Below are 23,501 nucleotides of genomic sequence, written 5' to 3' on the forward strand. Positions count from 1 at the left end.
GTCCGAATCTGACGGACAGTCAGATTGTTGAGGGAGGGCGGCGCCGCCATGGACGGATCGGACGGAACGGCAGACAGCGACCCGCTCCACGCCGAGTTGCGCCGCTACGAAGGCACCCCGGCCGCCACGGGCGGCATCGGCAAGGACCCCGTCAACGCCCCGATGATCCGCCACTGGTGCGAAGCCCTCGGCCACCCCGTACCCCCCGACGGCACCGCGCCCGCCACCATGCTCCAGGTGTGGACGATGGGCGGCCTGTCCGGCCACGAGGGACGCACTCCCGGCTACGACGACCTGCTCGGACGGCTGGACGAGGCCGGTTACGCGGCCGTCGTGGCGACCGACTGCGAGCAGGAGTACGTGGCGCCGCTGCGGCCGGGTCAGCGGGTCACCTTCGACGCGGTCGTCGAATCCGTCTCGCCGCGCAAGTCCACCAAGCTCGGGGCCGGTTACTTCGTCACCACCCGCACCGAGGTCCACGCCGACGGCGTACTCGCGGGCACCCACCGCTTCCGCATCCTCAAGTACGCACCCGTGCAGGCAACTTCGGCGCGGGACCCGGCCCCCGCTCCCGCCCCCGCCCGTACGAAGTCCGCGACCCGCCCCCGCCCGGTCGTCAACCGCGACAACGCCGCTTACTGGCAGGCCATCCGCGAGGACCGCCGACTCCTCATCCAGCGCTGCACCGCCTGCGGCACCCTGCGCCTGCCGTGGCTCCCCGGCTGCAACGCCTGCGGCTCCCCCGACTGGGACACCGTCCCCGCCTCCGGCACCGGCACCGTCTTCTCGTACGTGGTGATGCACCACCCGCCGTTCCCGGCCTTCGATCCGCCGTACGCGGTCGCGCTCGTCGAACTGGCCGAGGGCGTACGGCTGTTGGGGAACGTCATCGGCGTCCCGTACGACAAGGTCCGGATCGGCGCGCCCGTCCTGCTCGACTTCCTGGACGCGGACGACGACCTCACCGTGCCGGCCTTCCGCGCCGTCGACACGGAACCCGCCGATACGGGACCTGCCGACACGGAACCCGACCGTACGGTCACCACCCCTGAAGCGGAGGACCCCGCATGACCGCCGTCGGCGACACCCTCCCGCCCCGCCGTATCGACGTCACCCGCACCCTCGTCGTCGCCGGGGCGCTGGCCACGCGCGACTTCCAGGACGTGCACCACGACCCCGAACTCGCCCGCGCCAAAGGCTCTCCCGACATCTTCATGAACATCCTCACCACCAACGGCCTGGTCGGCGGTTACGTGGCCGCGCACTTCGGCCCGGATGCGGTGACGACGGCAGTACGCATCCGGCTCGGCGCGCCCAACTACCCTGGAGACACGATGGAGTTGACGGGCACGGTCACGGCGCTCGCGGACCGGACGGCGACCGTCGAGGTGGTGGGCGTGAACGCGCTCGGCCGGCACGTCACCGGCACGGTCACCGTGCAGATCCTGCAACTCCCGGAGGAGTCATGAGTGTTCGGCGGCGGGACGCGCTCGGCGGCCGGGCGGCCGTCGTCGGGATCGGGGCGACGGAGTTTTCGAAGGACTCCGGGCGCAGCGAGTTGACGCTGGCCGTCGAGGCGGTGCGGGCGGCGCTGGACGACGCGGGGCTGACGCCCGGGGACGTCGACGGCATGGTGACGTTCACGATGGACACCAGCCCTGAGATCACGGTGGCGCAGGCGGCCGGAATCGGCGAGCTGTCCTTCTTCTCGCGCGTGCACTACGGCGGCGGCGCGGCGTGCGCGACGGTGCAGCAGGCCGCGATGGCGGTGGCGACCGGGATCGCGGAGGTGGTGGTCTGCTATCGGGCCTTCAACGAACGCTCCGGCCGCCGCTTCGGCTCCGGCGTCCTCGGGCGCGAGCCGTCGGCGGAAGGGGCGGCGCTCGGCGTCAACCTGCCCCCCGGTCTGCTCACCCCCGCCTCGTGGGTGGCAATGTCGGCAAACCGATATTTGTCCGTCTACGGACTGGAACCATCGGTTTTCGGCCATGTCGCGGTCGCCGACCGCAGGCACGCGGCGAACAACCCGGCCGCGTACTTCCACGGCCGCCCGATCACCCTCGCCGACCACGCCGCCTCGCGCTGGATCGTCGAGCCGCTGCGGCTGCTCGACTGCTGCCAGGAGACCGACGGCGGCCAGGCGATCGTCGTCACCTCCGCGGAACGCGCCCGCGACCTGCGGCGCGCACCCGCCGTCGTCACGGCCGCCGCGCAGGGCGCGGGCCGCGCGCAGGAGCAGATGACCAGCTATTACCGGGACGCCGACGACCTCGCCCGGCTGCCCGAAATGGGCGTGGTGGCACGGCAGTTGTGGCGCACGAGCGGCCTCGGCCCGGCCGCCGTCGACGTGGCGGTGCTCTACGACCACTTCACGCCGTTCGTGCTCATGCAGTTGGAGGAGTTCGGCTTCTGCGGTCCCGGCGAGGCGGCGGACTTCGCCGCGGACGGCGGCCTGGAGATCGACGGCCGCCTCCCGGTCAACACCCACGGCGGCCAGCTCGGTGAAGCGTATCTGCACGGCATGAACGGCATCGCGGAAGCCGTCCGCCAAGTGCGCGGCAGCAGCGTCAACCAGGTCGCCTCCGTCGGCCACACCCTCGTCACGGCCGGCACCGGCGTCCCCACCTCGGGCCTGATCCTGTCGGCGGACGGGGCCTGAGGCGGGCGCGGGGTTCCGACGGTCCGAAGGTCCGAAGGTCCGAAGGTCCGACGGTCCGGGGGTCCGGTGGGGTCGGGGTCCCGGACCCCCGGAGGGAAGGGCGGCGGCCGACCGGCCCAGGCCGTCGGCAGCCGCCGGAATCGTGTCAGGCCGTCGGAATCGCGCGCGTCGGGCAGTAGTCGGGATTCGGCGCGTTGAACCAGGCGTCGCCGCTGAACGCGTTGTACCGACAGGACAGCTCGGCGTGCGGGCTGTAGCTGCACACCAGCCAGCCCTGCCCGTACGTCCACACGTACAGACCGTGCGCGCCGTCGTTGAGGAAGTAGGGGCACATGTACGGGGTGGGCGGGGTCGACGCCTGAGCGGACGGGGCGGTGCCTGCGACAAGCCCTGCGGCGGCCAGCGCCACGGCGGCGCCCGCGGCGGCGATACGAGCACGGAGCACGAGAAGGTCCTCCCTACGGGGCCACGCGGTCGACGCCGAAGCGGCCCCGCCCGCGTGGGTGCAAATAGCGACGGGGTGACCGTAGCAATCCGACGCCATCATGCAAATAACCCACGTACTACGGTAATTTGCGTATCAGGCCCGCGTGTCGTCGGCGTATCCGAGTGCCGGGAAGCGCGCACGCGCAGCCGAGCGCGGTAGCGGGTCAGCAGGTCCGGGAGGGGGGAGGGACGGCCCCGACCTCGGGTCCGGCGCCAGGCCCGGCGGAGCCGACGCGGCGGCAGTGCCCGCCGCCCGAGCGGTTCGGGGCCCGTACGGCCCGACCCGGCGGCGTGTCTCCGCCCGTGCGGGCCGCCCGCCACGTTGACTCGGCGAATGACCGAAACAAGTAGGTTTATCCGTTACGCGCACCGCGTGCGCCGTACGCGCCGCACTCGTTACGTCCTCGCCGCCGCGCTGACGCTGACCGGTCTGCTGTTTCCCACGGTGTCGGCCGTCGCCGACAGCGATGTCCCGGCGGCCAGCGCGGGCCCCGCGAGCGCGGGGACAGCGGCGGCCGACGGGCACATCGACCCCGTCGACAACAGGACGGACCCCGCCGGCTGGATCGCGGACGCCGAAGCCCAAGCCGCGGCCGCCGAAGCCCAGGCGTCGGACGACGGCCAAGCCTCGGATGACGGCCAAGCCTCGGACGACGGCCAGGTTCCGGACGGCGCCCAGGCTCCCGACGACGCCCAGGCCCCCGACGAGACCGGATTCCCCGGCACCGACGACGCGTCCGACGACGCCGCCACCTTCCCCGAGGACGCCGCCGTCGCCCCGCGCGTCTTCAAGGGCCGCGGCTTCGACACCTGCCAGGCCCCCGACCTCGCCACGATGCGCGCCTGGCGCGCCTCCTCCCCGTACCGCGCCGTCGGCATCTACTTCGGCGGCCGGGCCCGCGCCTGCAAGACGCAGCGCAATCTGACGAACAACTGGGTACAGCAGACCACCGCGGCGGGCTGGAGCCTGCTGCCGATCTACGTCGGTTCGCAGAGCCCCTGCGTGAGAGGGTCTAACAAGAACCCGTTCCGCATCGACCCCCAGCGGGCGACGGCCCAGGGCACGAGCGAGGGCGCGGACGCGGCGAAGGCCGCGGGCGCGCTCGGCATGAAGCGCGGCAGCGCGCTCTACCTCGACATGGAGGCGTACGACCTCAGGAAGGCGAGCTGCGCGAACGCGACGCTGTCCTTCGTACGCGCCTGGGACCGCCAGGTGCGGGCGCGCGGTTATGTGCCCGGCTTCTACAGCAGCGCCGACTCCGGCATCGCGCACATGGAGAAGGCCCGCAGGGCGGGTACGTCCGACCTCCCCGGCGCCATTTGGTACGCCCGCTGGGGCGTCGCCCCCACCCTCACCGCCGAACCGGTCCTGCGTCCCTCCGCCTGGGCCTCGCACAGCCGCATCCACCAGTACACGGGCGCCGTCACCGAGACGCACGGCGGTCACAAGCTGTCGATCGACCGCGACCTGATCGACGCGCCCGTCGCCAAGCTCTGAGCGCCCGCTCCTGAGCGCCCCAGTCGTGAGCGCCCCCCTGCTGAGCGCCCACTCCTGAGCACCGGTCCGAGGCCGGTCCGAGCTTCCCGGACGCTCGGACCGCGCTGATGTACGACCACGGGCTGACGCCGAGGTCGTACGGGGCTGACCCGGGGATGACACCAGGACCGCCCCGGGGCGGACGTCAGGGCCGACCCCGGCGCGGCCCGTGGCGGCGACGGCCGCACGCGTACGGCGACGGCCCCCGCGTACGGCGGCAGCCCGCACACGTAAAGCGGCGGTCCGCCCATACGGCCACCAGGGCAGCGCCCGTACGGCGGCCACGGGCCCGCTCAGGGACCGTGTCCGCCCCCCGGACCCCGCTCTTCTCCGGAGGAACCCCTGCGGGACCCCGACCCCCGGCTCCCCCCTCGGGGGGTGGGGACAACCCCCGTCCTACGACCTGAGAGTGATCCCGCTTCGGCACCTGCGGCCGATCCGCCACGGGCATGTCGGCTCCTAACGTGAAGCCATGACCACGCCTGTGTGCACCAGCGCCAATACGACGCAGTTCACGGCCTACGTCCGGACCAAGGGCCCGACGCTGCTGCGCACCGCGCGCTCCCTGACCCCCAACCCTTCCGACGCCGAGGACCTGCTCCAGACCGCCCTGACCAAGACCTATCTCGCCTGGGACCGGATCGACGACCACCGGGCCGTCGACGGATACGTCCGCCGTACGCTCGTCAACACGCGCACCTCGCAGTGGCGCAAGCGCAAGGTCGACGAGTTCAGCACCGACGAGGTGCCGGAGCCCGCCGCGACCGGCGCCCCCGACATCACCGAGCAGCAGGCCCAGCGGGACGCGCTGCTGCGCGCGGTCGCACGGCTGCCGCCGCGCCAGCGGGCGATGGTCGTCCTGCGGTACTACGAGGACATGAGCGAGGTGCAGACGGCGGAGGCGCTGGGCGTCTCGGTCGGCACGGTGAAGAGCGCGGTCTCCCGCGCCCTCGGCAAGCTGCGCGACGATCCGGAGCTGGAGCTGTGCGTCGCCTAGGGCCTGCCCGGGCCCTGGGGCGGGCGTCGCACACATCCCCACGACACGTGCCACGCCGTCCGGCGGGCCGCGCCCCGGTCCCCCCGACCGCCGCGCCGCCCGGAACGAACCGGCGGCAATACCGCGCGGGGTAGTGACGTACCGATCGGTATGCACGCAGAATCGCGAGGACATTACCCTCGCGTAGCCGCCGGAGGCCCCCTGTGCTGAGCACGATGCAGGACGTACCGCTGACCGTCACCCGCATCCTGGTCCATGGGACGCTGGTCCACGGAAAATCGCAGGTCACGACCTGGACCGGGGAGGGTGAGCCGCAGCGCCGCTCCTTCCGCGAGGTCGGTCTGCGCGCCGTCCGGCTCGCCAACGCGCTGCGTGACGGGCTCGGGGTCGCCGAGGGCGACCGGGTCGGGACCCTCATGTGGAACAACGCCGAGCACCTTGAGGCGTACTTCGCGATCCCCGCCATGGGCTCGATCCTGCACACCCTGAACCTCCGGCTGCCCGTCGAGCAGCTCACCTGGATCATCAACCACGCCGCCGACCGCGTGATCCTCGTCAACGGCTCGCTGCTCCCGCTGCTCGCGCCCCTGCTGCCGCGGCTCGACTCGGTCGAGCACGTCGTCGTGGTCGGCCCCGGCGACCGCTCGGTGCTGGACGGCGTACGTCCCTCCGTGCACGACTACGAGGAGCTGCTGGACGGGCGGCCGACCACGTACGCCTGGCCCGAGCTGGACGAACGCAGCGCCGCGGCCATGTGCTACACCTCCGGCACCACCGGCGACCCCAAGGGCGTCGTCTTCTCGCACCGGTCGATCTACCTGCACTCGATGCAGGTCAACTCCACCGAGTCGATGGGGCTCAGCTCGCACGACACCTCGCTGCCCGTGGTGCCGATGTTCCACGTCAACGCGTGGGGGCTGCCGCACGCCGCCTTCATGTCCGGCATCAACCTGCTGATGCCGGACCGTTTCCTCCAGCCCGGCCCGCTGGCCGAGATGATCGAGAGCGAGCGCCCCACGCACGCCGCCGCCGTCCCCACCATCTGGCAGGGGCTGCTGGCCGAGCTGACCGCCAAGCCGCGCGACATCACCTCGCTCAAGCAGGTCACCATCGGCGGCTCGGCCTGCCCGCCCGCCCTGATGAAGGCGTTCGACGAGCAGCTCGGCGTACGCCTGTGCCACGCGTGGGGCATGACGGAGACGTCGCCGCTCGGCACGGTCGCGCAGCCGCCCGCCGGGGTCACCCCCGAGGAGGAGTGGGCCTACCGGATCACCCAGGGCCGCTTCCCCGCCTCCGTCGAGGCCCGGCTGATCGGCCCGGACGGCTCCGTCCAGCCGTGGGACGGCGAGTCCGCCGGTGAGCTGGAGGTGCGCGGGCCCTGGATCGCCGCCGCGTACTACGGCGGCGTCGGCGAGGAACCGGTGCGGCCCGAGGACAAGTTCAGCCCCGACGGGTGGCTGCGCACCGGTGACGTCGGCGTCATCTCGGACGACGGTTTCCTCACCCTCACCGACCGGTCCAAGGACGTCATCAAGTCCGGTGGTGAGTGGATCTCCTCCGTCGACCTGGAGAACCACCTCATGGCCCACCCGGATGTCGCCGAGGCCGCCGTCGTCGCCGTCCCCGACGAGCGTTGGGGCGAGCGCCCGCTCGCCACCGTCGTCCTGCGCGAGGGCGCCACCGCCGACTACGCCGCCCTGCACGACTTCCTCGCCGGGCGCGTCGCGCGCTGGCAGATCCCCGAGCGCTGGGCGATCGTTCCGGCGGTGCCGAAGACGAGCGTCGGCAAATTCGACAAGAAGGTCATCCGCAAGGCGTTCGCCGAGGGCGAGTTGGACGTCACGCAGCTCTGACGGTGTTCCGGCCGGGGGGTGGTGAGCCCCCGGAGTGCGACCGCTTGGCGACGGGCGGCTCCTACGAAGTGACCGTCCTTCGTACGCCTGTCGCCACGGCGGGCCGTGCCGCTTCGCAAACTTTCCCGGTTGCGCAATGATCAGGTAAAACGATCTGCTGGTGCGGCGGGAAGAGCCTGGTCGGCTCGGCTGACGCCGCTTTCGACGCGCCCTCGGCCAGGACGGACACGGGTACTCCCATGACGCACCGATGATCAGCGACGGCGGGTCCGGCGGTGTGCCTGACGGCGGGTCCGGCGGTGTGCGCGGCGGCGGGTCCGGCGGCGTGCCCGAAGACGTATCCGACGACGTATACGGCGGCGGGTCCGATGGCGGGTCCGGCGGCGGGTCCGACGGCACGTCGTACGCCGGGGGCGCCGCGCGCCCGTGGCTCGCCGCCGACGCCCGCGGGTGGCGGGCGGCCGGGCCCAGGGCGGCGTGGGTGCGGCCGACGCTGCCCGCCGTGGTCCTGGTGGTCGCCGTGTTCGCCGCGGTCCTGATGAGTCCCGACCCCACCTGCACTCCGCAGGCGCCCTGCGGCGAGGAATGGGTGGACAAGACCGGCACGATGCTCTTCCTGCCCCACCTCGTGTGCCTGTTCTTCCTGCCGGAACTGGCCGTCCTGACCGCCCCGCTGCTCCTGCTCTACCTGGCCCGGCCCGGCCAGTGGGAGGGCGGGGCCGGCGAGAAGGTCGCGGCCGCGGTGGTCGTCGCCGCGCTGTGCTGGGGCTGGCTGGTCGTGGCGCAACGGCTGCGGGGCCGCCGCCGCCAGCGCGCCCTCATCGCGGAGGCCGCCGGGGGCGTCACCGCGTCCGCTCCCATGCCGGACGGCATCGAGCCGGGGCAGCGGGGCCTGTTCCGGCGGGTCGCCGGGCTGATCATGTGCGCGGTGGGCGCCGCCCTGATCGTGACCGTCGTCGTACAGGACCGGTCCGATGACCGTACCGCGCGAGTGGCCGTGGTCCGGGACGTTCCCGTCGTCGCCTACAACCCGGACGACTACCTGCTCACGGTGCGCATGCCCGACGGCTCCCGTCACCGCTTCGACGTGGACGGCGACTACCGGGACGTCGGCACCGTGACCGTGCTGGTCCACGGCGACTGGGTACGGCTGGCGGGCGAGCCGTACCCCGACGACCTGTCCCACTTCCTCCGCCAGGCCGGCGGCATGGCCCTCGTAGGGCTCGGCCTCGCCTCGGCGCTCTCGGGGCAGCTCGCCCGCCGCCGTGTGCTCGCCCTCCGGCGCGGCCCGGTACCGGTCCTCCGGGCGCGCGCCCGGACGAGGGCGGACGGTTTCACCGAGATATACGGCGCCGATGGCCTCGGTTCCGAGGCCGTGCTGCACTACGAGCCGTTTCCGCACGCCCGTTCCGGCGTACACGACGTCATCCTCTACGGCGCGCTCAGCGAGGACGGCGCCCTCGTCCTGACGTCCGCCGAGAGCGGCCCCGCCGCGAAGCCGTCCGTCGAGGTGTCCCTGTCCCCGATACGCGGCGGGCCGGCCGTCGACCACGGCGACGCGGGCTCGACGGCCGGGCGACGCGAGGCCGGACACCGTCAGGCCGTCGAGGCCGACGTCCAGCGGGCCCTCGGCACCGTGGTGGCCGCCGCCGGGCCGGTGCGCTGGCACGCGGGGCCTGTCGCGCGCTGCGTCGGTACGGTCATGCTCGTGACCGGAGCCGGAGCGGTGACGTCCGCCGCCGTCGGCGACTGGCCCTGGTCGCGCGTGCTCTGGTTCTCCTTCGTGGCCCTCACCTGGTTCTACGGCGGCTGGTGCCTCATGACCTGGCAGATCACCGCGGACAGCGCCGGCCTGCGCGTCTGCGGCCTGCTGTCCTCCCGCGCCCGCCACATCCCCTGGGACGCGGTCGGCCATGCCCGCTACGGTCGCGGCGGCGCCCTGACCATCACGTGCGTGGAGGCCGACCCCGAGGGTTCCGGTGCCCCGGGTGGCTCCGACGAGGGTTCCGGTGCCCCGGGTGGCTGGGACGAGGGTTCCGGTGCCCCGGGCGGCTGGGACGAGGGTTCCGGTGCCCCGGGCGGCTCGGACGAGGGTTCCGGTGCCCCGGGTGGCTCGGACGAGGGTTCCGGTGCCCCGGGTGGCCCCGGCCGTCACCGTGGCCTCGGCGGTTCCGAGGAGATCTCCCTCGGCGTGGTCGGCTGGCCCTTCGCCGAACGCCTCCTCAAGCGGCCCGGCCGTGCCGCCGTCGCCGCCGCCGAGATCACCGCCATGATCCGTCAGCCTGGCCTTCGGCCCGGCCCTCCCGAAGACCTTCCCTGACCCACGCCGCGTCTGCCCTGCCGGGGCGGGTGGTGACGTGCGCGCACGTCGTGGCTGAGCGCGCAGTTCCCCGCGCCCCTAAATGCCCGTGCCTGGCCCTCGGCCGAGAGGCGGTGCGGGCCCGTCAGGGGCGCGGCCAGCCGCCGCCGGATTGCCCCGCTGGGGCCGGTGGTGACGTGCGCCCACGTAGTGGCTGAGCGCGCAGTTCCTCGCGCCCCTGAAAGCCCGTGCCTGGCCCCCGGACAAGAGGCGGTGCGGGCCGTTAGAGGCGGGAGCGTCGTGGTTGAGCGTGCCCGCGCGGCGGCGGCCGCAGATTGAACACAGTCCCGCGCCCCTGAAAAGACCGGCCCACCGCCCGGACGAAAGACGCTGCGCCCCGTCAGGGGCGCGGGGAACTGCGCGGGCAACCCACCACCGGCCGGTGGTCCGGGAACAGCCGATCTGCCCCGCTGGGGCGGGTGGTGAGGGGCGGGAGCGTCGTGGTTGAGCGCGCCCGCGCGGCGGCGGCCGCAGATTAGACACGGTCCCGCGCCCCTCGAAGGATCGGCTCGCCGCCCGGGGGAGGGAACCGCGCTGGGGCCGCGCCCCCAAGGATGGGGGACCTCCCCGGAGGGGTCAGGCTCCGATTTTGGCGAGCAAGTCGACGATTCGGGCCTGGACGTCCGGGCTGGTGGAGCGCTCGGCGAGGAAGAGGACGGTCTCGCCGGAGGCGAGGCGGGGGAGCTCGGCGGGGTCGATGTCGGCGGAGGTGTAGACGACCAGGGGGGTGTTGTTGAGGCGGGCGTTGCCGCGCAGCCAGTCGACGATGCCCTGGCGGCGGCGCCGGATGAGCATGAGGTCCATGACGACCAGGTTGGGATGCATCTGGGCGGCCTTGGACATGGCGTCGGTCTCGGAATCGGCGTGCGAGACCTGCATGCCGCGCCGTTCGAGCGTGGCCGCGAACGCCTGGGCGATCGGCTCGTGGCTCTCGACGAGCAGAACCCGCGGGGGGTGCTGCTCGCTGTCGCGCGGGGCGAGCGCCTTGAGGAGTACGGCCGGGTCGGCGCCGTACGCGGCCTCGCGGGTGGCCTGCCCGAGACCGGCCGTGACCAGGACGGGCACGTCGGCCGCCGCGGCGGCCTGCCGTAGCGACTGGAGGGCCGTACGCGTGATGGGCCCGGTGAGCGGGTCCACGAAGAGCGCGGCGGGCGGCTCGGCGATCTGCGCGTCGACCTCCTCGCGGGAGCGCACGATCACCGGCCGGTAGCCGCGGTCGGTCAGGGCCTGGCGGGTGGAGGTGTCCGGCTCGGGCCACACCAGCAGGCGGCGCGGCTCGTCGAAGGACTCCTCCATGCGGTCGTCGGCGATGTCGGTGACGTCGACCGCGCCATTGGGGCCGTCCAGCGGTTCGGGGCCCTCGGCGGCGCCCTCCGCGGGCGCGCCTATGGCGTACGCCCGGCCGCCCGCCTCACGCGGCACCGGCGGCTGGGACTTCGGAACGGGATCGGCAGCCGGGACCGGCCGCAGCAGCGCCGTCTCGCGGTCGTCGTCCGGCGCCGGGGCCTGGCCGGGGATCGCGGACCGGCCCGCGCCGCGCTGCGGCTGGGGTTCGGGGCGGCGGATGGGGAGTTGACCGCTGTCCGGGTCGGCCTGCGGGTGCTGACGGGCCTGCGTCTCGCCGCCGGGACCGTGCTGTTGCTGCTGTTGCTGCTGTTGCTGCTGTTGCTCGGGCCGGCCGTTCTGCTCGGGCTGGCCGTTCTGCTCGGGCTGACCCGGTTGTACGGGCTGCGGCTGCTGCGGCGGGTTCAGCCTGCGGCGGCGGCCGGAACCGCTCGCCGTCACCTGCGCGGGCAGCCCCGACTGGGCCTGCACCGCCTGCGTCTGGGTCTGCGGATCGCCCGCCTGCTGCCCGAACGGCATGCCCTGCCCGAGCGTACGCACGCTTATGGCACGGCCGTGGCTGCTCTGCGACGGGTCCTGCTGCGGCGCCGGGCCGCCGCGCTGCGGGGACGGTCCCGCCGTACCCGGTCCGGCCGCCGACGCGGCCGGAGCCTGCGGCGGCTGACCCTGGCCGGGCGACGGCGGCTGCGAGGACGGCGCCTGCTGCTGCGACGGCAGCGAGGTCGACGGCTGCGGATTCTGCGGCGCCGCGGGCCACGCGGTCGGCTGCGGCTGCGGGGGCTGCTGCGACGGCGCGGGCCACGACCGCGGCGGTACGGGTCCTTCCGGCTCCTCGTCCGCCGCCTGACCCGCGCTCTGGCCGGGGCTCGGCCAGGTCTGCGGCTGCGGCTGCCGCGGCGGCTCGGGCGCGTGGCCCTGCTGCTGCGGTACGACGGCGGCGCCGCTGTCCGGCGCGGCGGTCTCGATGGCGCGGCGCGCGCGACGGCCGGTGCCCGCCTCGGGAGCGGAAAGCCCGCGCGGGTCCTGGCCGGGGCTCGGCTGAACAGGCGGCTGAACAGGCGGTTGGACGGCCGGCTGGACGGGCGGCAGGGCGTGCGGGACCTGGGCCTGCGGAATCTGCGGCTGCGGAAGGTGGGTCTGGGGGAGCGGGCTCTGCGGTAGCCCCGCCTGCGCCTGCGGAAGCGGGCTCTGCGGAAGCCCCGCCTGCCCCTGCGGAAGCGCGAACTGCCCCTGCGGAAGCGCGGACTGCCCCTGCGGGAGGGCGGGTTGACCCGCCGCGCCCCCGCCTCGTTCCTGCTCCTGGTCGTCGGTCCTGGCCCGCCGCGCCCTGCGGCCGGTGGGCTGCGCCCCGTCGGCGGGCGCGATCTCGCGCCCCGCGCCGCCGTTGCCGCCCGCGCTCCCGCCGTCCGGCTCGTCGCCGGGCCGACGCAGCGCGCGGCGCCGCCCGGTCGGGGCGGAGTCCTGGTCGGGCGCGGCCGGGATCGACCAGGGCGCGACCGCCGCCCCGCTGTCCTGCGGCGCCTGCCGCTGGTGCGGTGCCCGCCGTACGCCGCTCCCGGAGTCCGGCCCGGTGCCATTGCCCGCGCCCGGCGCCGCGTTCGACCCCTGCCCGGTGGTCCCGCGCATCGGCTCGGTCGGCAAGGGCATCACGGTGGTCTCGGACTCACGCGGCTGCTCCGACGCGTCGCCCGACCCCGACGTACCCGAGCCCGTACCCGAGCCCGTATCCGTACCCGTACCTGATTCCGTACCGCCGTCCGTACGGCCACCCGTGGCCGATTCCGTACCCGTACCCGAGGCGTCGGAAGCGGCGGCCGAGCCGTTCTTCTGACGGGCGCGGCCGACCGGGACCTCCAGGACGTACGCGCTGCCGCCGGGCACCTCGTGGGTCTGGAGCACGCCGCCGTGGCGTTCCACGATGCCGCGGGCGAGCGGGAGATGGACGGGGTCGCCGCCCGCGTGCGGGCCGCGGACGTCGATCCTTATGACGTCGCCGCGCTGGGCCGCCGCGACCACGATCGTCGAGTCGCCGGCGTACGCGATGGCGTTGCCCGCCGAGTCGACGCCCGCGACGTCGGCGACGAGGTGGGCGAGGGCCTGCGCCATCCGCTCGGCGTCCAGGGACGCCTCGATCGGCGGCGCGTGCACCGCGTACTGCGCGCGTCCCGGCCCGATCAGCTCGACCGCGCCCTCCACGGCCGCGGCCACCACCTTGTCGAGCCCGACCGTCTCGCGCCGCAGCTTGTCCTCGCCGCGGTCGAGCCGCTGGAAGGCCAGCACGTTGTCGATGAGGGTGGTGATGCGGGAGTAGCCGGCGGACAGGTGGTGCAGGATCTGGTTGGCCTCGGGCCAGAGCTGCCCGGCCGGGTCGGCGGCCAGCCCCGTCAGCTCGCCGCGCAGTTCGGCCAGCGGCCCGCGCAGCGAGGTGTCGAGCAGCGCGCCGAGTTGCAGCGCGCGGGCGGCGAGCGCGTCGTACGCCGTACGGTCGGTGAACGTCATCACCGCGCCGACGAGCTGGTCGCCGTCCCGTACCGGCGCCGTCGTCAGGTCCACCGGCACCGCGCGGCCGTCCTTGCGCCACAGCACCTGGCCGCGGACGCGGTGCTTGCGCCCGGAGCGCAGCGTGTCGGCGAGCGGGGTCTCCTCGTACGGCAGCGGAGAACCGTCCCTGCGCGAGTGGTGCACCAGCGGGTGCAGCTCCTTGCCGCCCAGGTCGGTCGCCCGGTGGCCGAGGATCTGCGCGGCCGACGGGTTGACGAGGACGACCTTGCCCGCGGTGTCCACACCGACCACGCCCTCGGCCGCCGCGCGCAGGATCATCTCCGTCTGGCGCTGCTGGCGGGCCAGTTCGGCCTCGGTGTCGAGCGTGCCGGTGAGGTCGCGGACCACCAGCATCAGCAGCTCGTCGCCGGTGTAGTGGGGCGGCTGGGGCTCACCGAAGTCGGCGTACGGGGTGCGCGGGTCCTCCAGATTGGCGCTGGTGACCTCGACCGGGAACTCCGTGCCGTCGGTCCGCCGCGCCACCATCCGGGTGGGCTTCGTGCGGGTGTCCTCCGCGGCCTCGCGCGGGCTGCGCATCGAGCCGGGGATGCGCTTGGAGTCGAAGGAGGGCAGCAGGTCGAGCAGGCCCCGCCCCACCAGCGCCGTACCCGGCGACTCGAACGTCTCGATCGCTATCGCGTTGGCGTTGACCACCGTGCCGTTGACGTCGACCAGCAGCAGCGCGTCGGGCAGGGCATCGAGTATCGAGGCGAGGCGAGCAGCGCCTCTGGATGGCCTGCTGCTCACGAGACGCGTCCTCCCTGTTACCGCACGTGCCGCACTGTCCTGCGCCGCCGTTTTCCCGCGCTGATGTCCGCTCTTGCTTGCGCTTTCGTTTCCGCTCTTGTGCTGCCAGCTCTCACGGGCGGGCGGCTTGTCACGGGCGGCCCATCTTGCCGCCACCCCCGGGACATGTCACTAGACCGAGTGTACGGGTCGGGCCCCCTCGCGCGGCCCCGGATGTCCATGTGCCCCTTGGGAGCGGGGTGTTCGGGCGCCGCGTTCGGCCGGGGGCGCGCGGGTGTGGCGTACGTCACGAACGTACGGTCGTGTCCGTCCGCGTACCTCCGGCGCTCGCGTCGGCGCTGTTCACCGCGTCGCTCGCGGTATTCGCGCCGTTCAGGCCGTTCGCGCCGTTCGCGGCCGGGAGCGCGGGCACCATCCGCTGCCAGCGCGACACCTCGCAGCCGTTCGTCCTGCTGTACTCCTCGTCGACCGTCCGGCCCCGCCACACGCCCGTCACGTGGGCCGTCTGCGGTCCCCCGTAGATCATCGAGCACATCTGCCCCGCGGGCACCGCACGCTCCGGTCCCCCGATCTCCACGAGATGCTCACACGCCGGGTCGGTCTCCTCCTTCGCCCCGGCGGGGCCGCAGTCGAGGGTGTACGTCCGCGGCTGGGCGTCGGGCGCCGCCGCGTACGTCACGGTCAGGCGGCTCTCCATCAGCCGCTCGACGGGGGTGGGGCGCGGGACGCCGACCGCCGCGGCGCCGCCGGCGGCCACGAGGGGCGCGGCGAGGGGCGCGGCCAGGGTGAGGAACGCGAGGACGGTACGGGTGCCCTGGGGCGCGCGGGCGCCCTTCGGGGCGCGGTTCCGCGTCGTACGGGGTGCGGTGGCTCGGGGGTTTCGCATGCGCCCCTCCCTACCCGTGCGGGCCCGCCCGCCCCCGCAACCCACTCCTTCGTGGGCGCGTCCCGGCACTACCCCTTTGCCCTGCCCACCGGCGGCCTTGTACCGTAGTCTGCGATTGGTCGCGGCCCGCACGGCTGTGTCATCATCTGCACACGCGCCCGCTCACCCGGGCACGTACCAGGAGGCGTCGCCTAGTCCGGTCTATGGCGCCGCACTGCTAATGCGGTTTGGGCTTTACCGTCCATCGAGGGTTCAAATCCCTCCGCCTCCGCCACCACCCCGGAGCCCCGCCCGTCCTCCACCGACGGCGGGGCTCCTTCCGTTCCACCCCCCCCGGCCCCCACCCCATTCCCGCAGGTCACCCCGCCTCCCGGTTATGGATTTCACCTCCCGCCACACCTCATGTAATGTTGTTCCCGCAACGCCGACCGGCCCAAAACCCCGCGAAGCGCTCGCACTCGTAGCTCAACGGATAGAGCATCTGACTACGGATCAGAAGGTTGCAGGTTCGAATCCTGCCGAGTGCACCACAGGTCAGAGGCCCTGTGCCCCTTCGGGGGTGCGGGGCTTCTGTCATAATTTCTCACAATCGCCGAATGATCTTGCGTCAGCGCAACAGCTCGGCAGGCTTCTCCGAACCGGCCCGCAGTGACTGAGGGTCAGGGTGCACGTAAGTCCGCTTCGTGAACGACAGATCCGAGTGGCCCGCCCACGCCGACACGGAGGTTTCCGGGCGCCGGGCGGGCAGCGGGCGGGCCTCGAAGCTGGGCACCGGGTTGGCGTACTGATGGTGCTTCGGATCGAGGCTCACGACATCCTCGCTTTCAGGTCGCTCTGGATTCGGGTGGCTCGGAGCTGGCCGACGCCGTAGCGGTCCTTGAGTACGCGGATCGACGCCGCGCGGCCCTGCGGGTGGCAATCCGCGTCCACCGGTCACGGGTGATCTGCGCCGCGTCCCGCCCCCGCTGGGCCAGGCCGAACCGGGACAGCAGCCGCTCCCGCAGCTCCCCCCCGGGTCACCACCCACACCAGCACCCCTGGCGTACCCGGCACCCCGAGGGCGCCCAGGTTTTGCCGGGCCATCAGCGCGATGGAGAACAGCGCCACCTCGGCGGCGGCGAACATCACCACCCGCTCCGTACCGGACGCTCATGGGGTGCTCCGAGAGGGGTCGGAAAGGCCCGCTACGGTGACAGCCATGGAAAAGCGGGGGGACGGGTCGCCGCTGAGCGCGATCAAGTGGGCGTTGGTCACCGGGGTGGTGCTGGCCGCGGGGGCGCTGGTGCCGATGCTGTGGGGCAACGCCAGCTGGCCGCAGTCGCGGCACGCGCTCTGGGTCACCGTGCCGGTGCCGGTGGTGGCGGTGCTTGTCGTCAGGCTGGTGCTGCCCTGGCGCGAGCGGCGGGCGGCGCGGCGGGCGGCGGATCGGGCGGCGGATCGGGCTGCGTTCACTTCGTCCTCCGGATCGAATGACCAGTGATTCGCGGCCGGGCCAGCTGGCGAACGCGACGGCGTCGGCGCGGTTGGTGGTCCGCAGCAGGCCGCGGCCGTCGTTGCCCTCCCAGATCACCAGGTGCGTGGTCCGGTCCTCCTCGGAACTGACGTTGACGACGAGCGTCGCGCCCGGCGTGGTGATGTCGGCGAAGGTCGCCTCGCACACCCCTTCCTGGTGCCACACGCCGTCGCGGCCGGGGATGCGGTGCTGGTCGACGGTCTGGTCGACGGCAACCATGTCCGGCCGAGCAACGGTTGCGACGTAGTCGGCGATCCGCGGGTACGTGGCGAACGCCTTGTCGAGCACGGCGGCCTCGTCGGGCAGATAGCCGTTCACGCGGCGCCACTCGTGTCGGCCGTGGCGTTCGCGTGGCGGTGTGAGGTGACGGTCCGGCAGATGTGAAGAGGGGTAAGCACAGTCGGGGGCGGCGGGGGGTGAGCGACGCGCCGGGGGATGTGGTCTGAACGGGGCAAAAATGGTGTGAAGGTGTGTTAATAAGTCACATTATTCGTATCTATGACTTCGTTGGGCACGTACGTCCCCCTTCTCGGGCCATCAGGGTCCGAGGGCGTGCCCTCGCGAAGGAGTCCCATGCGTTCCGCTCGTGCTCTCGCCGCTCTCGCCATCTCCAGCATTGCCCTCAGCGGCGGCGCTCTGGCGCTCTCCGCCCCGATGGCGTCCGCCGAGACGGGTCCCCACTCGGAGATCTGTGAGCAGGCCCAGGTCAAGACCCATGAAGCGCAGAAGGAGCTCGACCGGCTGGAGAAGCTGCCGAACAAGACGCCGGAGATCCGTAAGCAGATCGCCACGGCCGAGGAGATCCTGGAGCAGGCGCAGGTCGGCGAGCGGGACGCGTGCGCGAGCGTCACCGGTCCGGTGCACGCCGGTTCCGGCGGCCTGGCGGGCGGGATCAGCGGCACCGAGATGACGGCGGGCGCGGCTGTGCTCGCCGTCGCGGCCGCCGGTGGCGTCGTGATGATGCGCCGCCGTTCCGTCGAGGGCTGACCTCGGTTCCACCTCCGCCCCTTGTGGCCGCGCGCCCCGCTCGAAGCGGAGCGCGCGACCGCAGGGGGCGTCATACGTCCGCGGCTCGTTCGGCACCAGGCATCAGGCATCAGGCGCTAAGCGCTAAGCGCCAATCGCCAATCGCCAATCGCCAGGCGCCAGGCGCCAGGCGCTGATCGCTGGGCCCCGGCCCGAGGCGGACGGACGCAGACTTCGAGAAAGGCCCGCCCCGCATGCAGCACCCCCGCGCCGTCGACCGCCGCCGCCAGGCGGGCCTCGCACTGCTCCTGGCAGGCATGGCCGTGGGCGGCTTCCTCGTGGTCGACAGCGCCTCCGGCACCGGACTCACCCCGCCCAGGCCCTCGGCCGCCGACGCCTTCTCCGGCCCCGCCGCACCGGCCGTCCCGGCCCCCGCGGTGGACCCGCTGCCGCCGTCGCCGCCCACCCGCATCACGATCCCCGAGATCGGCGTCGACGCGCCGATGACCGGTCTCACCACGGACAAGGACCACACCCTGCAACCCCCGCCGCCGGACGACAAGAACCTCGCCGGCTGGTACCGGAACGGCCCCACGCCCGGCAGCACCGGCACCGCGGTCGTCGTCGGACACCTCGACACCCACAGCGGCCCCGCCGTCTTCTACCGCATCGGCCAGCTCCACAAGCAGAACACCCTCACCGTGCGGCGCCAGGACGGCCGCACCGCCGTCTTCACCGTCGACGCCGTCGAGCAGTACGAGAAGAGCGACTTCCCCAGCGAGAAGGTCTACCGGCAGGCCACCCGCCCCGAACTCCGCCTGATCACCTGCGCCGGCACCTACTCCCGGGCCACCAGCTACAGCGCCAACATCGTCGTCTACGCCCACCTCACGAAGGTCGGCCCGCCCGCTCCCGCCCCGGTGGCGTCTCCCGTGGCCACGGCGGCCCCGGCGCCCCCGGCCTCTCCCGCCGCTCCGTGGACCGCGCCGTGGTGAACGGGAGGAGCTGAGCCGCGGTCTGCGGCGGCGACGCAGCCGCAGCCTCGGCCTCGTCCGCGTCGACCACCTCGCCGCCGAGGTCGGCTGGAGCCGCGAGCGCCTGTGGACCCGCTTCTGCGCCCAACTCGGCCTCCTGCCCGAACCGTTACGGCGCGGGCGCGGGCGCGGGCCGTCGCGGCGGGCGAGGTGATCCTCAGTGGCGGAGTCGAACCCGGCGCCCTCGTGGCCTCGTTGACCCGCCTCTCCTACCCCCCGGCCTCTCCTGCCTCCCCGGCCTCGCCCCGGACGCCGCCCGGACGATCGCCCACCGCCTCGGCGCCCGGCTCCGGCGCGCCGCGCACCACCCGTAAAGCCCTCGCGTCCCGCCCGCCCGGGTCCGTAGCATCCGGCCCGTGCTGACGATCCCCAGTCGGGAACTGACCCCCGCCGACCACGAACTCATCGCGTACGCCCGCGCCATCGTCGACGAGAACACCGACGGCGACGGCGGCGTCCACACCATGGGCGCCGCCGTCCGTGACGCGGACGGACGCATGCACGGCGGCATCAACCTCTACCACTTCACCGGCGGGCCCTGCGCCGAACTCGTCGCCCTCGGCTGCGCCCGAGCCTGCGGGGCGCGGCAGTTGACCACCATCGTGGCCGTCGGCAACCTCGGCCGCGGCCCCGTCGGCCCGTGCGGCCGCGACCGCCAGATCCTCTTCGACTACCACCGGTCCATCCGCGTCCTCCTGCCCACCCCGGACGGCGTCCGGAGCGCCCGCATCACCGACCTGATGCCCCTTGCCGCCCTCTGGACCCCGGACGAGGGCACCCAGCCCTTCGAACCGGCGCTCTTCACCGACCCCGCGCCGGAGGGTCCTCCACCTGGAAGGTGACCCCTTCTGCCTCGGCCGCGCCGCAGACGCGGAGCATGCGGTGTTGCGACGGGGTGCAGCGCACCGTCGTGCCCCGGGGGAGGCGGAGGGTGGTGCCTGCGCAGTGGGCGTCGAGGAAGGAGAGCGGGGTGAGGTCGAGGAGGGCGGGCGGGGGGTCGCTGGTGAAAGCGGCGCGGAGGGTGAGGTCGAAGTGGAGGCGGGTGGCGAGGTCGGCGGTGCCGGTGAGGCGGAGGCAGGAGCCGGTGCGGTCGGCGTGGAGGGTGTCGAGGGAGGGCAGGACGGCGAGCGGGTGCAGGGCGGCGATACGCGAGAGCAGGGGCGCCGGGACGGCGCCGTGGTCGTACTCGCAGATCGCGGTGAAGCCGGTCCTGGTCGAGAAGGGCGTCAACTCCGCTTCGTAGGAGGAGAGTTCGGACTCGGGGAGGCCGGAGTGCGCGGCGGCGGCCCACGTCATGTCGCCGACCACCCGCATGCCGGTGAAGCCGCGCCGCCGCGCGGTGCTGGTGCCCGCCGCCCAGAAGGCCGTACGGACCGCCGGGTCGAAGGCGCCGGACGCGGGGTCGTAGCCGGGGGCTTCGGAGGAGAGCGCCAACTGCCCGGTGCGCGCGCAGCGTTCGGCGGGGACGCCGTGCGCGGAGAGATGGGCGAGGGCGTCAGGACCGGCGGTGTCCCCGCCGGTGAAGATCATGACGCGCTCACCGAGGGCGAGGCCCGCGACGGTGAAGGCGGCGCGCACCGCCCACCGGTCGTCGTCGCCGTGGATTCCGAGGCAGGCGTGGTCACCGGGGCCCATACGGTCGACCGCGACCGCCCGCGGTATCGCCTCGGCCACCGACGTACACCCGGCCCCGCTCCCGTCATGGCCGCCTGCCGCGACCGACCGGTCGCGCTCCGCGCCCACGGGGTCACCGCGGCCACCCCCGCCGCCCGCCATGCCACCTCCCATGGACCGAACGTACGCCGCCCGCACCAACCTTTCGGCCCGCGCATCGCATATCGGCCGCCGATGACGAAAAGTGCCCAGGAAGATGCCCAGAACGACCGCCGAACCGTCCGCCTTCGACCGTTCACCCCTTGATCGTTCTCCGCGCCGGAGTCGGCACCCGGTCCCGCGCGGCACCCGCCGCCGTGCGCAACTCCGTACACACCGCCGTACGGCCCGCCGCGCGCACCGCCGCAAACAACCCTCACCCCGATTCTCAGACGATTCACAGAATCGGCCAAGGCTCCTCTCATAGCGCGCGCACAGGGTGAACACCATGCCTTCCACATCGATGAGCACCGCCACCGCAGCCCCCGCGACCGCGCACGCGGCCACCACCGCCACCGCCACCGACCTCGCGCGCCCCGACGGCTCGCCGGTGCGCGTCCTCGTCGTCGACGACGAGGCGCCGCTCGCCGACCTGCTGTCGATGGCGCTGCGCTACGAGGGCTGGCAGGTACGCACCGAGGCCGACGGCGCGGGCGCGCTGCGGGCGGCCCGCGAGACCCGGCCCGACGCGGTCGTGCTCGACGTGATGCTGCCGGACATGGACGGCCTGGAGGTGCTGGCGAAGCTGCGCCGCGACACCCCGGACGTCCCCGTGCTGTTCCTGACCGCGAAGGACGCGGTCGAGGACCGGATCGCCGGGCTCACCGCGGGCGGCGACGACTACGTCACCAAGCCGTTCAGCCTGGAGGAGGTGGTGGCCAGGCTCCGCGGCCTGCTGCGCCGCTCGGGCGCCGCCGCCGTACGCAACGAGTCGCTGCTGGTCGTCGGCGACCTCGTGCTGAACGAGGACAGCCACGAGGTCAGCCGCGGCGGCGACAACGTCCACCTCACCGCGACCGAGTTCGAGCTGCTGCGGTACCTGATGCGCAATCCGCGCCGGGTGCTGAGCAAGGCGCAGATCCTCGACCGCGTGTGGTCGTACGACTTCGGCGGTCAGGCCAACGTCGTGGAGCTGTACATCAGTTACCTGCGCCGCAAGCTCGACGCCGGCCGCGCGCCGATGATCCACACCCGGCGCGGCGCGGGCTACCTGATCAAGCCCGGCGAGCCCGCCGCCTGACGACCCCGGAAGCCGAGACGATGCCCCACGCCTCCCCGCCCCCTACTCCCCACGCCTCCCCGCCCCCCGCGCCGCGCGCCGACCCGAAGCCCAACTCCCGTACCCGCCAGCGCCCCTGGTCCCGCCCCTGGTCCCTGCGCCGCAGGCTCGTCGCGTCCTGCGTCGCGCTCGTCGCCGTCGTGTGCGCGGTCATCGGCGCGGTCACCATATTCGCGCTGCACGACTTCCTGTACGGGCAGCTCGACGGCAAGGTGCAGGACGTGGCGGTACGGGCGGCGGGGCCGCACGGCGGCCCCGGGGACGGCCCGGAGGCCAACCGGGCGGCACGGCTTCCGCAGAGTCCGCTCAACGAGCGGCCGTTCGGATTCCTGGCGGGCGGCGGCCAGCCCGGCGAGACCGTCGGGGCGATCGTCGGCGCGAACGGCACGGTCACGCGGGCCGCGGTCAGCGCGACACCGTCCGGCGGCGGCCTGCTCGAAGCGGATCCGCTCACCGCGCGGCAGACCGCCGCCTTCGCCTCCGTAGCGAGGGACGGCAAGGCCCACACCCTCAGCGTCCCCGGCCTCGGCACGTACCGCGTCGCGTCGGCGCAGCAGTCCTCGGACGGCAGCACCGTACTGGTCGGCCTGTCCACCAGCGGGATCGAGGACACCCTCAACACCCTGATCTGGGTGGAGTTCTCGGTCGCCGCCGCCGGTCTCGTCGCGGCGGGCCTCGCGGGCGCGGCGCTGATGCGGATCGCCCTGCAACCACTGCGCCGGGTCGCCGCGACCGCCACCCGCGTGTCCGAACTCCCGCTGCACAGCGGCGAGGTGGCGCTGCACGAACGCGTCCCCGACTCCGACACCGACCCGCGGACCGAGGTCGGCCAGGTCGGCGCGGCGCTCAACCGCATGCTGGGGCACGTGGGTTCGGCCCTGCACGCGCGGCAGGAGAGCGAGACACGGGTCAGACAGTTCGTCGCGGACGCCAGCCACGAGCTGCGTACGCCACTGGCCTCGATCCGCGGCTACGCCGAACTCACCCGCCGGGGAAGGGAACCCGTCGGCCCCGACACCCGGCACGCGCTCGGCCGGATCGAGTCCGAGGCCGGACGGATGACGACCCTCGTCGAGGATCTGCTGCTGCTGGCCAGACTGGACGCGGGCCGCCCGCTCAGCTTCGCCGAGACCGACCTGTCCCCGCTGGTCGTGGACGCGGTCAGCGACGCCCGGGCGGCGGGCCGCGACCACGTCTGGCGGCTCGACCTGCCCGACGACCCGGCGACCGTGCACGGCGACGCGCAGCGCCTCCACCAGGTGCTGACCAATCTGCTGGCCAACGCCCGCACCCACACCCCGGCCGGTACGACGGTCACCGCCCGCGTCGTACGCGACGGGCCCGGCGTCCTGCTCCAGGTCCAGGACGACGGCCCCGGCATCCCCGCCGACCTGCGACGCCATGTCTTCGAGCGGTTCGCGCGCGGCGACGCCTCCCGTACCCGGACGGCCGCCGCCGCGCGGTCCGGCAGTACGGGGCTCGGCCTGGCGATCGTGCGTTCGGTGGTCACCGCGCACGGCGGCGAGGTGTCCGTGGACAGCGTGCCCGGACGTACGGTCTTCACCGTCCGGCTGCGCGCCGCACACTCACAGCCGCCGCTCAGGCTCGCCACAACGTCGTGACAGCGCGCCCGCCGAGGGTCGGATC

At 73.6% G+C, this 23,501-nt stretch carries 19 protein-coding genes and 2 tRNA genes; 16 read left to right on the forward strand and 5 right to left on the reverse strand.

Features of this window, described 5'->3' with window-relative positions:
* The first annotated feature begins 48 nt into the window (after window positions 1-48).
* The 3 genes from ACIO6U_RS12570 to ACIO6U_RS12580 are packed head-to-tail and all read left to right on the forward strand — an operon-like array spanning window position 49 to window position 2,659.
* Window positions 49-1,071, forward strand: a complete 1,023-nt coding sequence (locus tag ACIO6U_RS12570) for a bifunctional MaoC family dehydratase N-terminal/OB-fold nucleic acid binding domain-containing protein (RefSeq protein ID WP_401718148.1) — start codon at window positions 49-51, stop codon at window positions 1,069-1,071.
* The gene (locus tag ACIO6U_RS12575) at window positions 1,068-1,469 is read left to right on the forward strand and encodes a MaoC/PaaZ C-terminal domain-containing protein (protein WP_401718151.1); all 402 of its coding nucleotides are present in this window, start codon (window positions 1,068-1,070) and stop codon (window positions 1,467-1,469) included. The genes ACIO6U_RS12570 and ACIO6U_RS12575 overlap by 4 nt, the downstream gene beginning before the upstream one ends.
* The gene (locus ACIO6U_RS12580; protein WP_401718154.1) at window positions 1,466-2,659 is read left to right on the forward strand and encodes a lipid-transfer protein; all 1,194 of its coding nucleotides are present in this window, start codon (window positions 1,466-1,468) and stop codon (window positions 2,657-2,659) included. Before ACIO6U_RS12575 ends, ACIO6U_RS12580 begins: the two co-directional genes overlap by 4 nt.
* A 145-nt stretch (window positions 2,660-2,804) precedes the next feature.
* On the opposite strand, the gene ACIO6U_RS12585 is transcribed toward ACIO6U_RS12580, so the two are convergent.
* Window positions 2,805-3,104: a hypothetical protein gene (locus tag ACIO6U_RS12585; RefSeq protein ID WP_355336556.1), complete on the reverse strand. Its 300-nt coding sequence runs from the start codon at window positions 3,102-3,104 to the stop codon at window positions 2,805-2,807.
* A 375-nt stretch (window positions 3,105-3,479) separates the two neighbouring features.
* On the opposite strand from ACIO6U_RS12585, the gene ACIO6U_RS12590 reads away from it, so the two are divergent.
* The 4 genes from ACIO6U_RS12590 (at window position 3,480) to ACIO6U_RS12605 (ending at window position 9,852) form a co-directional block, all read left to right on the forward strand.
* Window positions 3,480-4,643, forward strand: coding sequence for a DUF1906 domain-containing protein (locus tag ACIO6U_RS12590; RefSeq protein ID WP_401718157.1), 1,164 nt, complete (start codon window positions 3,480-3,482; stop codon window positions 4,641-4,643).
* A gap of 511 nt (window positions 4,644-5,154) precedes the next feature.
* The gene (locus ACIO6U_RS12595; protein WP_355336554.1) at window positions 5,155-5,679 is read left to right on the forward strand and encodes a SigE family RNA polymerase sigma factor; all 525 of its coding nucleotides are present in this window, start codon (window positions 5,155-5,157) and stop codon (window positions 5,677-5,679) included.
* 203 nt (window positions 5,680-5,882) lie between these two features.
* On the forward strand, window positions 5,883-7,532 hold the full coding sequence (locus tag ACIO6U_RS12600) for a long-chain fatty acid--CoA ligase (RefSeq protein WP_355336553.1): 1,650 nt from the start codon (window positions 5,883-5,885) through the stop codon (window positions 7,530-7,532).
* Between the two features lie 250 nt (window positions 7,533-7,782).
* On the forward strand, window positions 7,783-9,852 hold the full coding sequence (locus ACIO6U_RS12605) for a hypothetical protein (protein WP_401718161.1): 2,070 nt from the start codon (window positions 7,783-7,785) through the stop codon (window positions 9,850-9,852).
* A 615-nt stretch (window positions 9,853-10,467) separates the two neighbouring features.
* Here the strand turns inward: ACIO6U_RS12605 and ACIO6U_RS12610 are convergent.
* Both ACIO6U_RS12610 and ACIO6U_RS12615 read right to left on the reverse strand, forming a co-directional pair.
* A complete protein-coding gene (locus tag ACIO6U_RS12610; protein WP_401718164.1) occupies window positions 10,468-14,523 on the reverse strand; it encodes a PAS domain-containing protein in 4,056 nt (1,351 codons plus the stop codon).
* Window positions 14,524-14,809: 286 nt separating this feature from the next.
* Entirely contained in the window at window positions 14,810-15,409 is a 600-nt protein-coding gene (locus ACIO6U_RS12615) for an SSI family serine proteinase inhibitor (RefSeq protein WP_401305327.1), read from the reverse strand.
* 180 nt (window positions 15,410-15,589) lie between these two features.
* On the opposite strand from ACIO6U_RS12615, the gene ACIO6U_RS12620 reads away from it, so the two are divergent.
* A tRNA-Ser gene (locus ACIO6U_RS12620) sits at window positions 15,590-15,683 on the forward strand.
* Between the two features lie 180 nt (window positions 15,684-15,863).
* A tRNA-Arg gene (locus ACIO6U_RS12625) sits at window positions 15,864-15,939 on the forward strand.
* A gap of 77 nt (window positions 15,940-16,016) precedes the next feature.
* On the opposite strand, the gene ACIO6U_RS12630 is transcribed toward ACIO6U_RS12625, so the two are convergent.
* Entirely contained in the window at window positions 16,017-16,220 is a 204-nt protein-coding gene (locus tag ACIO6U_RS12630; RefSeq protein WP_401718167.1) for a hypothetical protein, read from the reverse strand.
* A 387-nt stretch (window positions 16,221-16,607) separates the two neighbouring features.
* On the opposite strand from ACIO6U_RS12630, the gene ACIO6U_RS12635 reads away from it, so the two are divergent.
* The 5 genes from ACIO6U_RS12635 to ACIO6U_RS12655 all read left to right on the forward strand — a co-directional run bounded on the left by ACIO6U_RS12635 (window position 16,608) and on the right by ACIO6U_RS12655 (window position 19,764).
* Window positions 16,608-16,889, forward strand: coding sequence for a hypothetical protein (locus ACIO6U_RS12635; protein WP_401718170.1), 282 nt, complete (start codon window positions 16,608-16,610; stop codon window positions 16,887-16,889).
* Between the two features lie 189 nt (window positions 16,890-17,078).
* Window positions 17,079-17,306 (forward strand): hypothetical protein, encoded by a 228-nt coding sequence (locus tag ACIO6U_RS12640; protein WP_401718173.1) that lies wholly within the window; start codon window positions 17,079-17,081, stop codon window positions 17,304-17,306.
* Between the two features lie 189 nt (window positions 17,307-17,495).
* A complete protein-coding gene (locus tag ACIO6U_RS12645; protein WP_355336547.1) occupies window positions 17,496-17,909 on the forward strand; it encodes a hypothetical protein in 414 nt (137 codons plus the stop codon).
* A 233-nt stretch (window positions 17,910-18,142) separates the two neighbouring features.
* Window positions 18,143-18,883 (forward strand): class F sortase, encoded by a 741-nt coding sequence (locus tag ACIO6U_RS12650; RefSeq protein ID WP_401718176.1) that lies wholly within the window; start codon window positions 18,143-18,145, stop codon window positions 18,881-18,883.
* A 395-nt stretch (window positions 18,884-19,278) separates the two neighbouring features.
* Entirely contained in the window at window positions 19,279-19,764 is a 486-nt protein-coding gene (locus ACIO6U_RS12655) for a cytidine deaminase (RefSeq protein ID WP_401718179.1), read from the forward strand.
* Here the strand turns inward: ACIO6U_RS12655 and ACIO6U_RS12660 are convergent.
* A complete protein-coding gene (locus ACIO6U_RS12660) occupies window positions 19,724-20,596 on the reverse strand; it encodes an MEDS domain-containing protein (RefSeq protein WP_401718182.1) in 873 nt (290 codons plus the stop codon). The genes ACIO6U_RS12655 and ACIO6U_RS12660 overlap by 41 nt on opposite strands.
* A gap of 442 nt (window positions 20,597-21,038) precedes the next feature.
* On the opposite strand from ACIO6U_RS12660, the gene ACIO6U_RS12665 reads away from it, so the two are divergent.
* Both ACIO6U_RS12665 and ACIO6U_RS12670 read left to right on the forward strand, forming a co-directional pair.
* The gene (locus ACIO6U_RS12665) at window positions 21,039-21,815 is read left to right on the forward strand and encodes a response regulator transcription factor (protein WP_355336754.1); all 777 of its coding nucleotides are present in this window, start codon (window positions 21,039-21,041) and stop codon (window positions 21,813-21,815) included.
* A 20-nt stretch (window positions 21,816-21,835) separates the two neighbouring features.
* Window positions 21,836-23,476 carry a sensor histidine kinase gene (locus ACIO6U_RS12670; protein WP_401718184.1) on the forward strand — a complete coding sequence of 547 codons (1,641 nt, stop codon included), beginning with the start codon at window positions 21,836-21,838 and terminating at the stop codon, window positions 23,474-23,476.
* Window positions 23,477-23,501: the final 25 nt, after the last annotated feature.

The sequence above is a fragment of the Streptomyces sp. NPDC087422 genome (assembly GCF_044744145.1).
In the GTDB taxonomy this organism is placed as follows: domain Bacteria; phylum Actinomycetota; class Actinomycetes; order Streptomycetales; family Streptomycetaceae; genus Actinacidiphila.

What these genes read in the sequence shown, in the direction of transcription:
- ACIO6U_RS12570 (WP_401718148.1), top strand. Translation starts at nt 49, where the DNA reads ATGGACGGATCGGACGGAACGGCAGACAGCGACCCGCTCCACGCCGAG.
- ACIO6U_RS12575 (WP_401718151.1), top strand. Translation starts at nt 1,068, where the DNA reads ATGACCGCCGTCGGCGACACCCTCCCGCCCCGCCGTATCGACGTCACC.
- ACIO6U_RS12580 (WP_401718154.1), top strand. Translation starts at nt 1,466, where the DNA reads ATGAGTGTTCGGCGGCGGGACGCGCTCGGCGGCCGGGCGGCCGTCGTC.
- ACIO6U_RS12590 (WP_401718157.1), top strand. Translation starts at nt 3,480, where the DNA reads ATGACCGAAACAAGTAGGTTTATCCGTTACGCGCACCGCGTGCGCCGT.
- ACIO6U_RS12595 (WP_355336554.1), top strand. Translation starts at nt 5,155, where the DNA reads ATGACCACGCCTGTGTGCACCAGCGCCAATACGACGCAGTTCACGGCC.
- ACIO6U_RS12605 (WP_401718161.1), top strand. Translation starts at nt 7,783, where the DNA reads ATGATCAGCGACGGCGGGTCCGGCGGTGTGCCTGACGGCGGGTCCGGC.
- ACIO6U_RS12615 (WP_401305327.1), bottom strand. Translation starts at nt 15,409, where the DNA reads ATGCGAAACCCCCGAGCCACCGCACCCCGTACGACGCGGAACCGCGCC.
- ACIO6U_RS12635 (WP_401718170.1), top strand. Translation starts at nt 16,608, where the DNA reads ATGGAAAAGCGGGGGGACGGGTCGCCGCTGAGCGCGATCAAGTGGGCG.
- ACIO6U_RS12645 (WP_355336547.1), top strand. Translation starts at nt 17,496, where the DNA reads ATGCGTTCCGCTCGTGCTCTCGCCGCTCTCGCCATCTCCAGCATTGCC.
- ACIO6U_RS12650 (WP_401718176.1), top strand. Translation starts at nt 18,143, where the DNA reads ATGCAGCACCCCCGCGCCGTCGACCGCCGCCGCCAGGCGGGCCTCGCA.
- ACIO6U_RS12665 (WP_355336754.1), top strand. Translation starts at nt 21,039, where the DNA reads ATGAGCACCGCCACCGCAGCCCCCGCGACCGCGCACGCGGCCACCACC.
- ACIO6U_RS12670 (WP_401718184.1), top strand. Translation starts at nt 21,836, where the DNA reads ATGCCCCACGCCTCCCCGCCCCCTACTCCCCACGCCTCCCCGCCCCCC.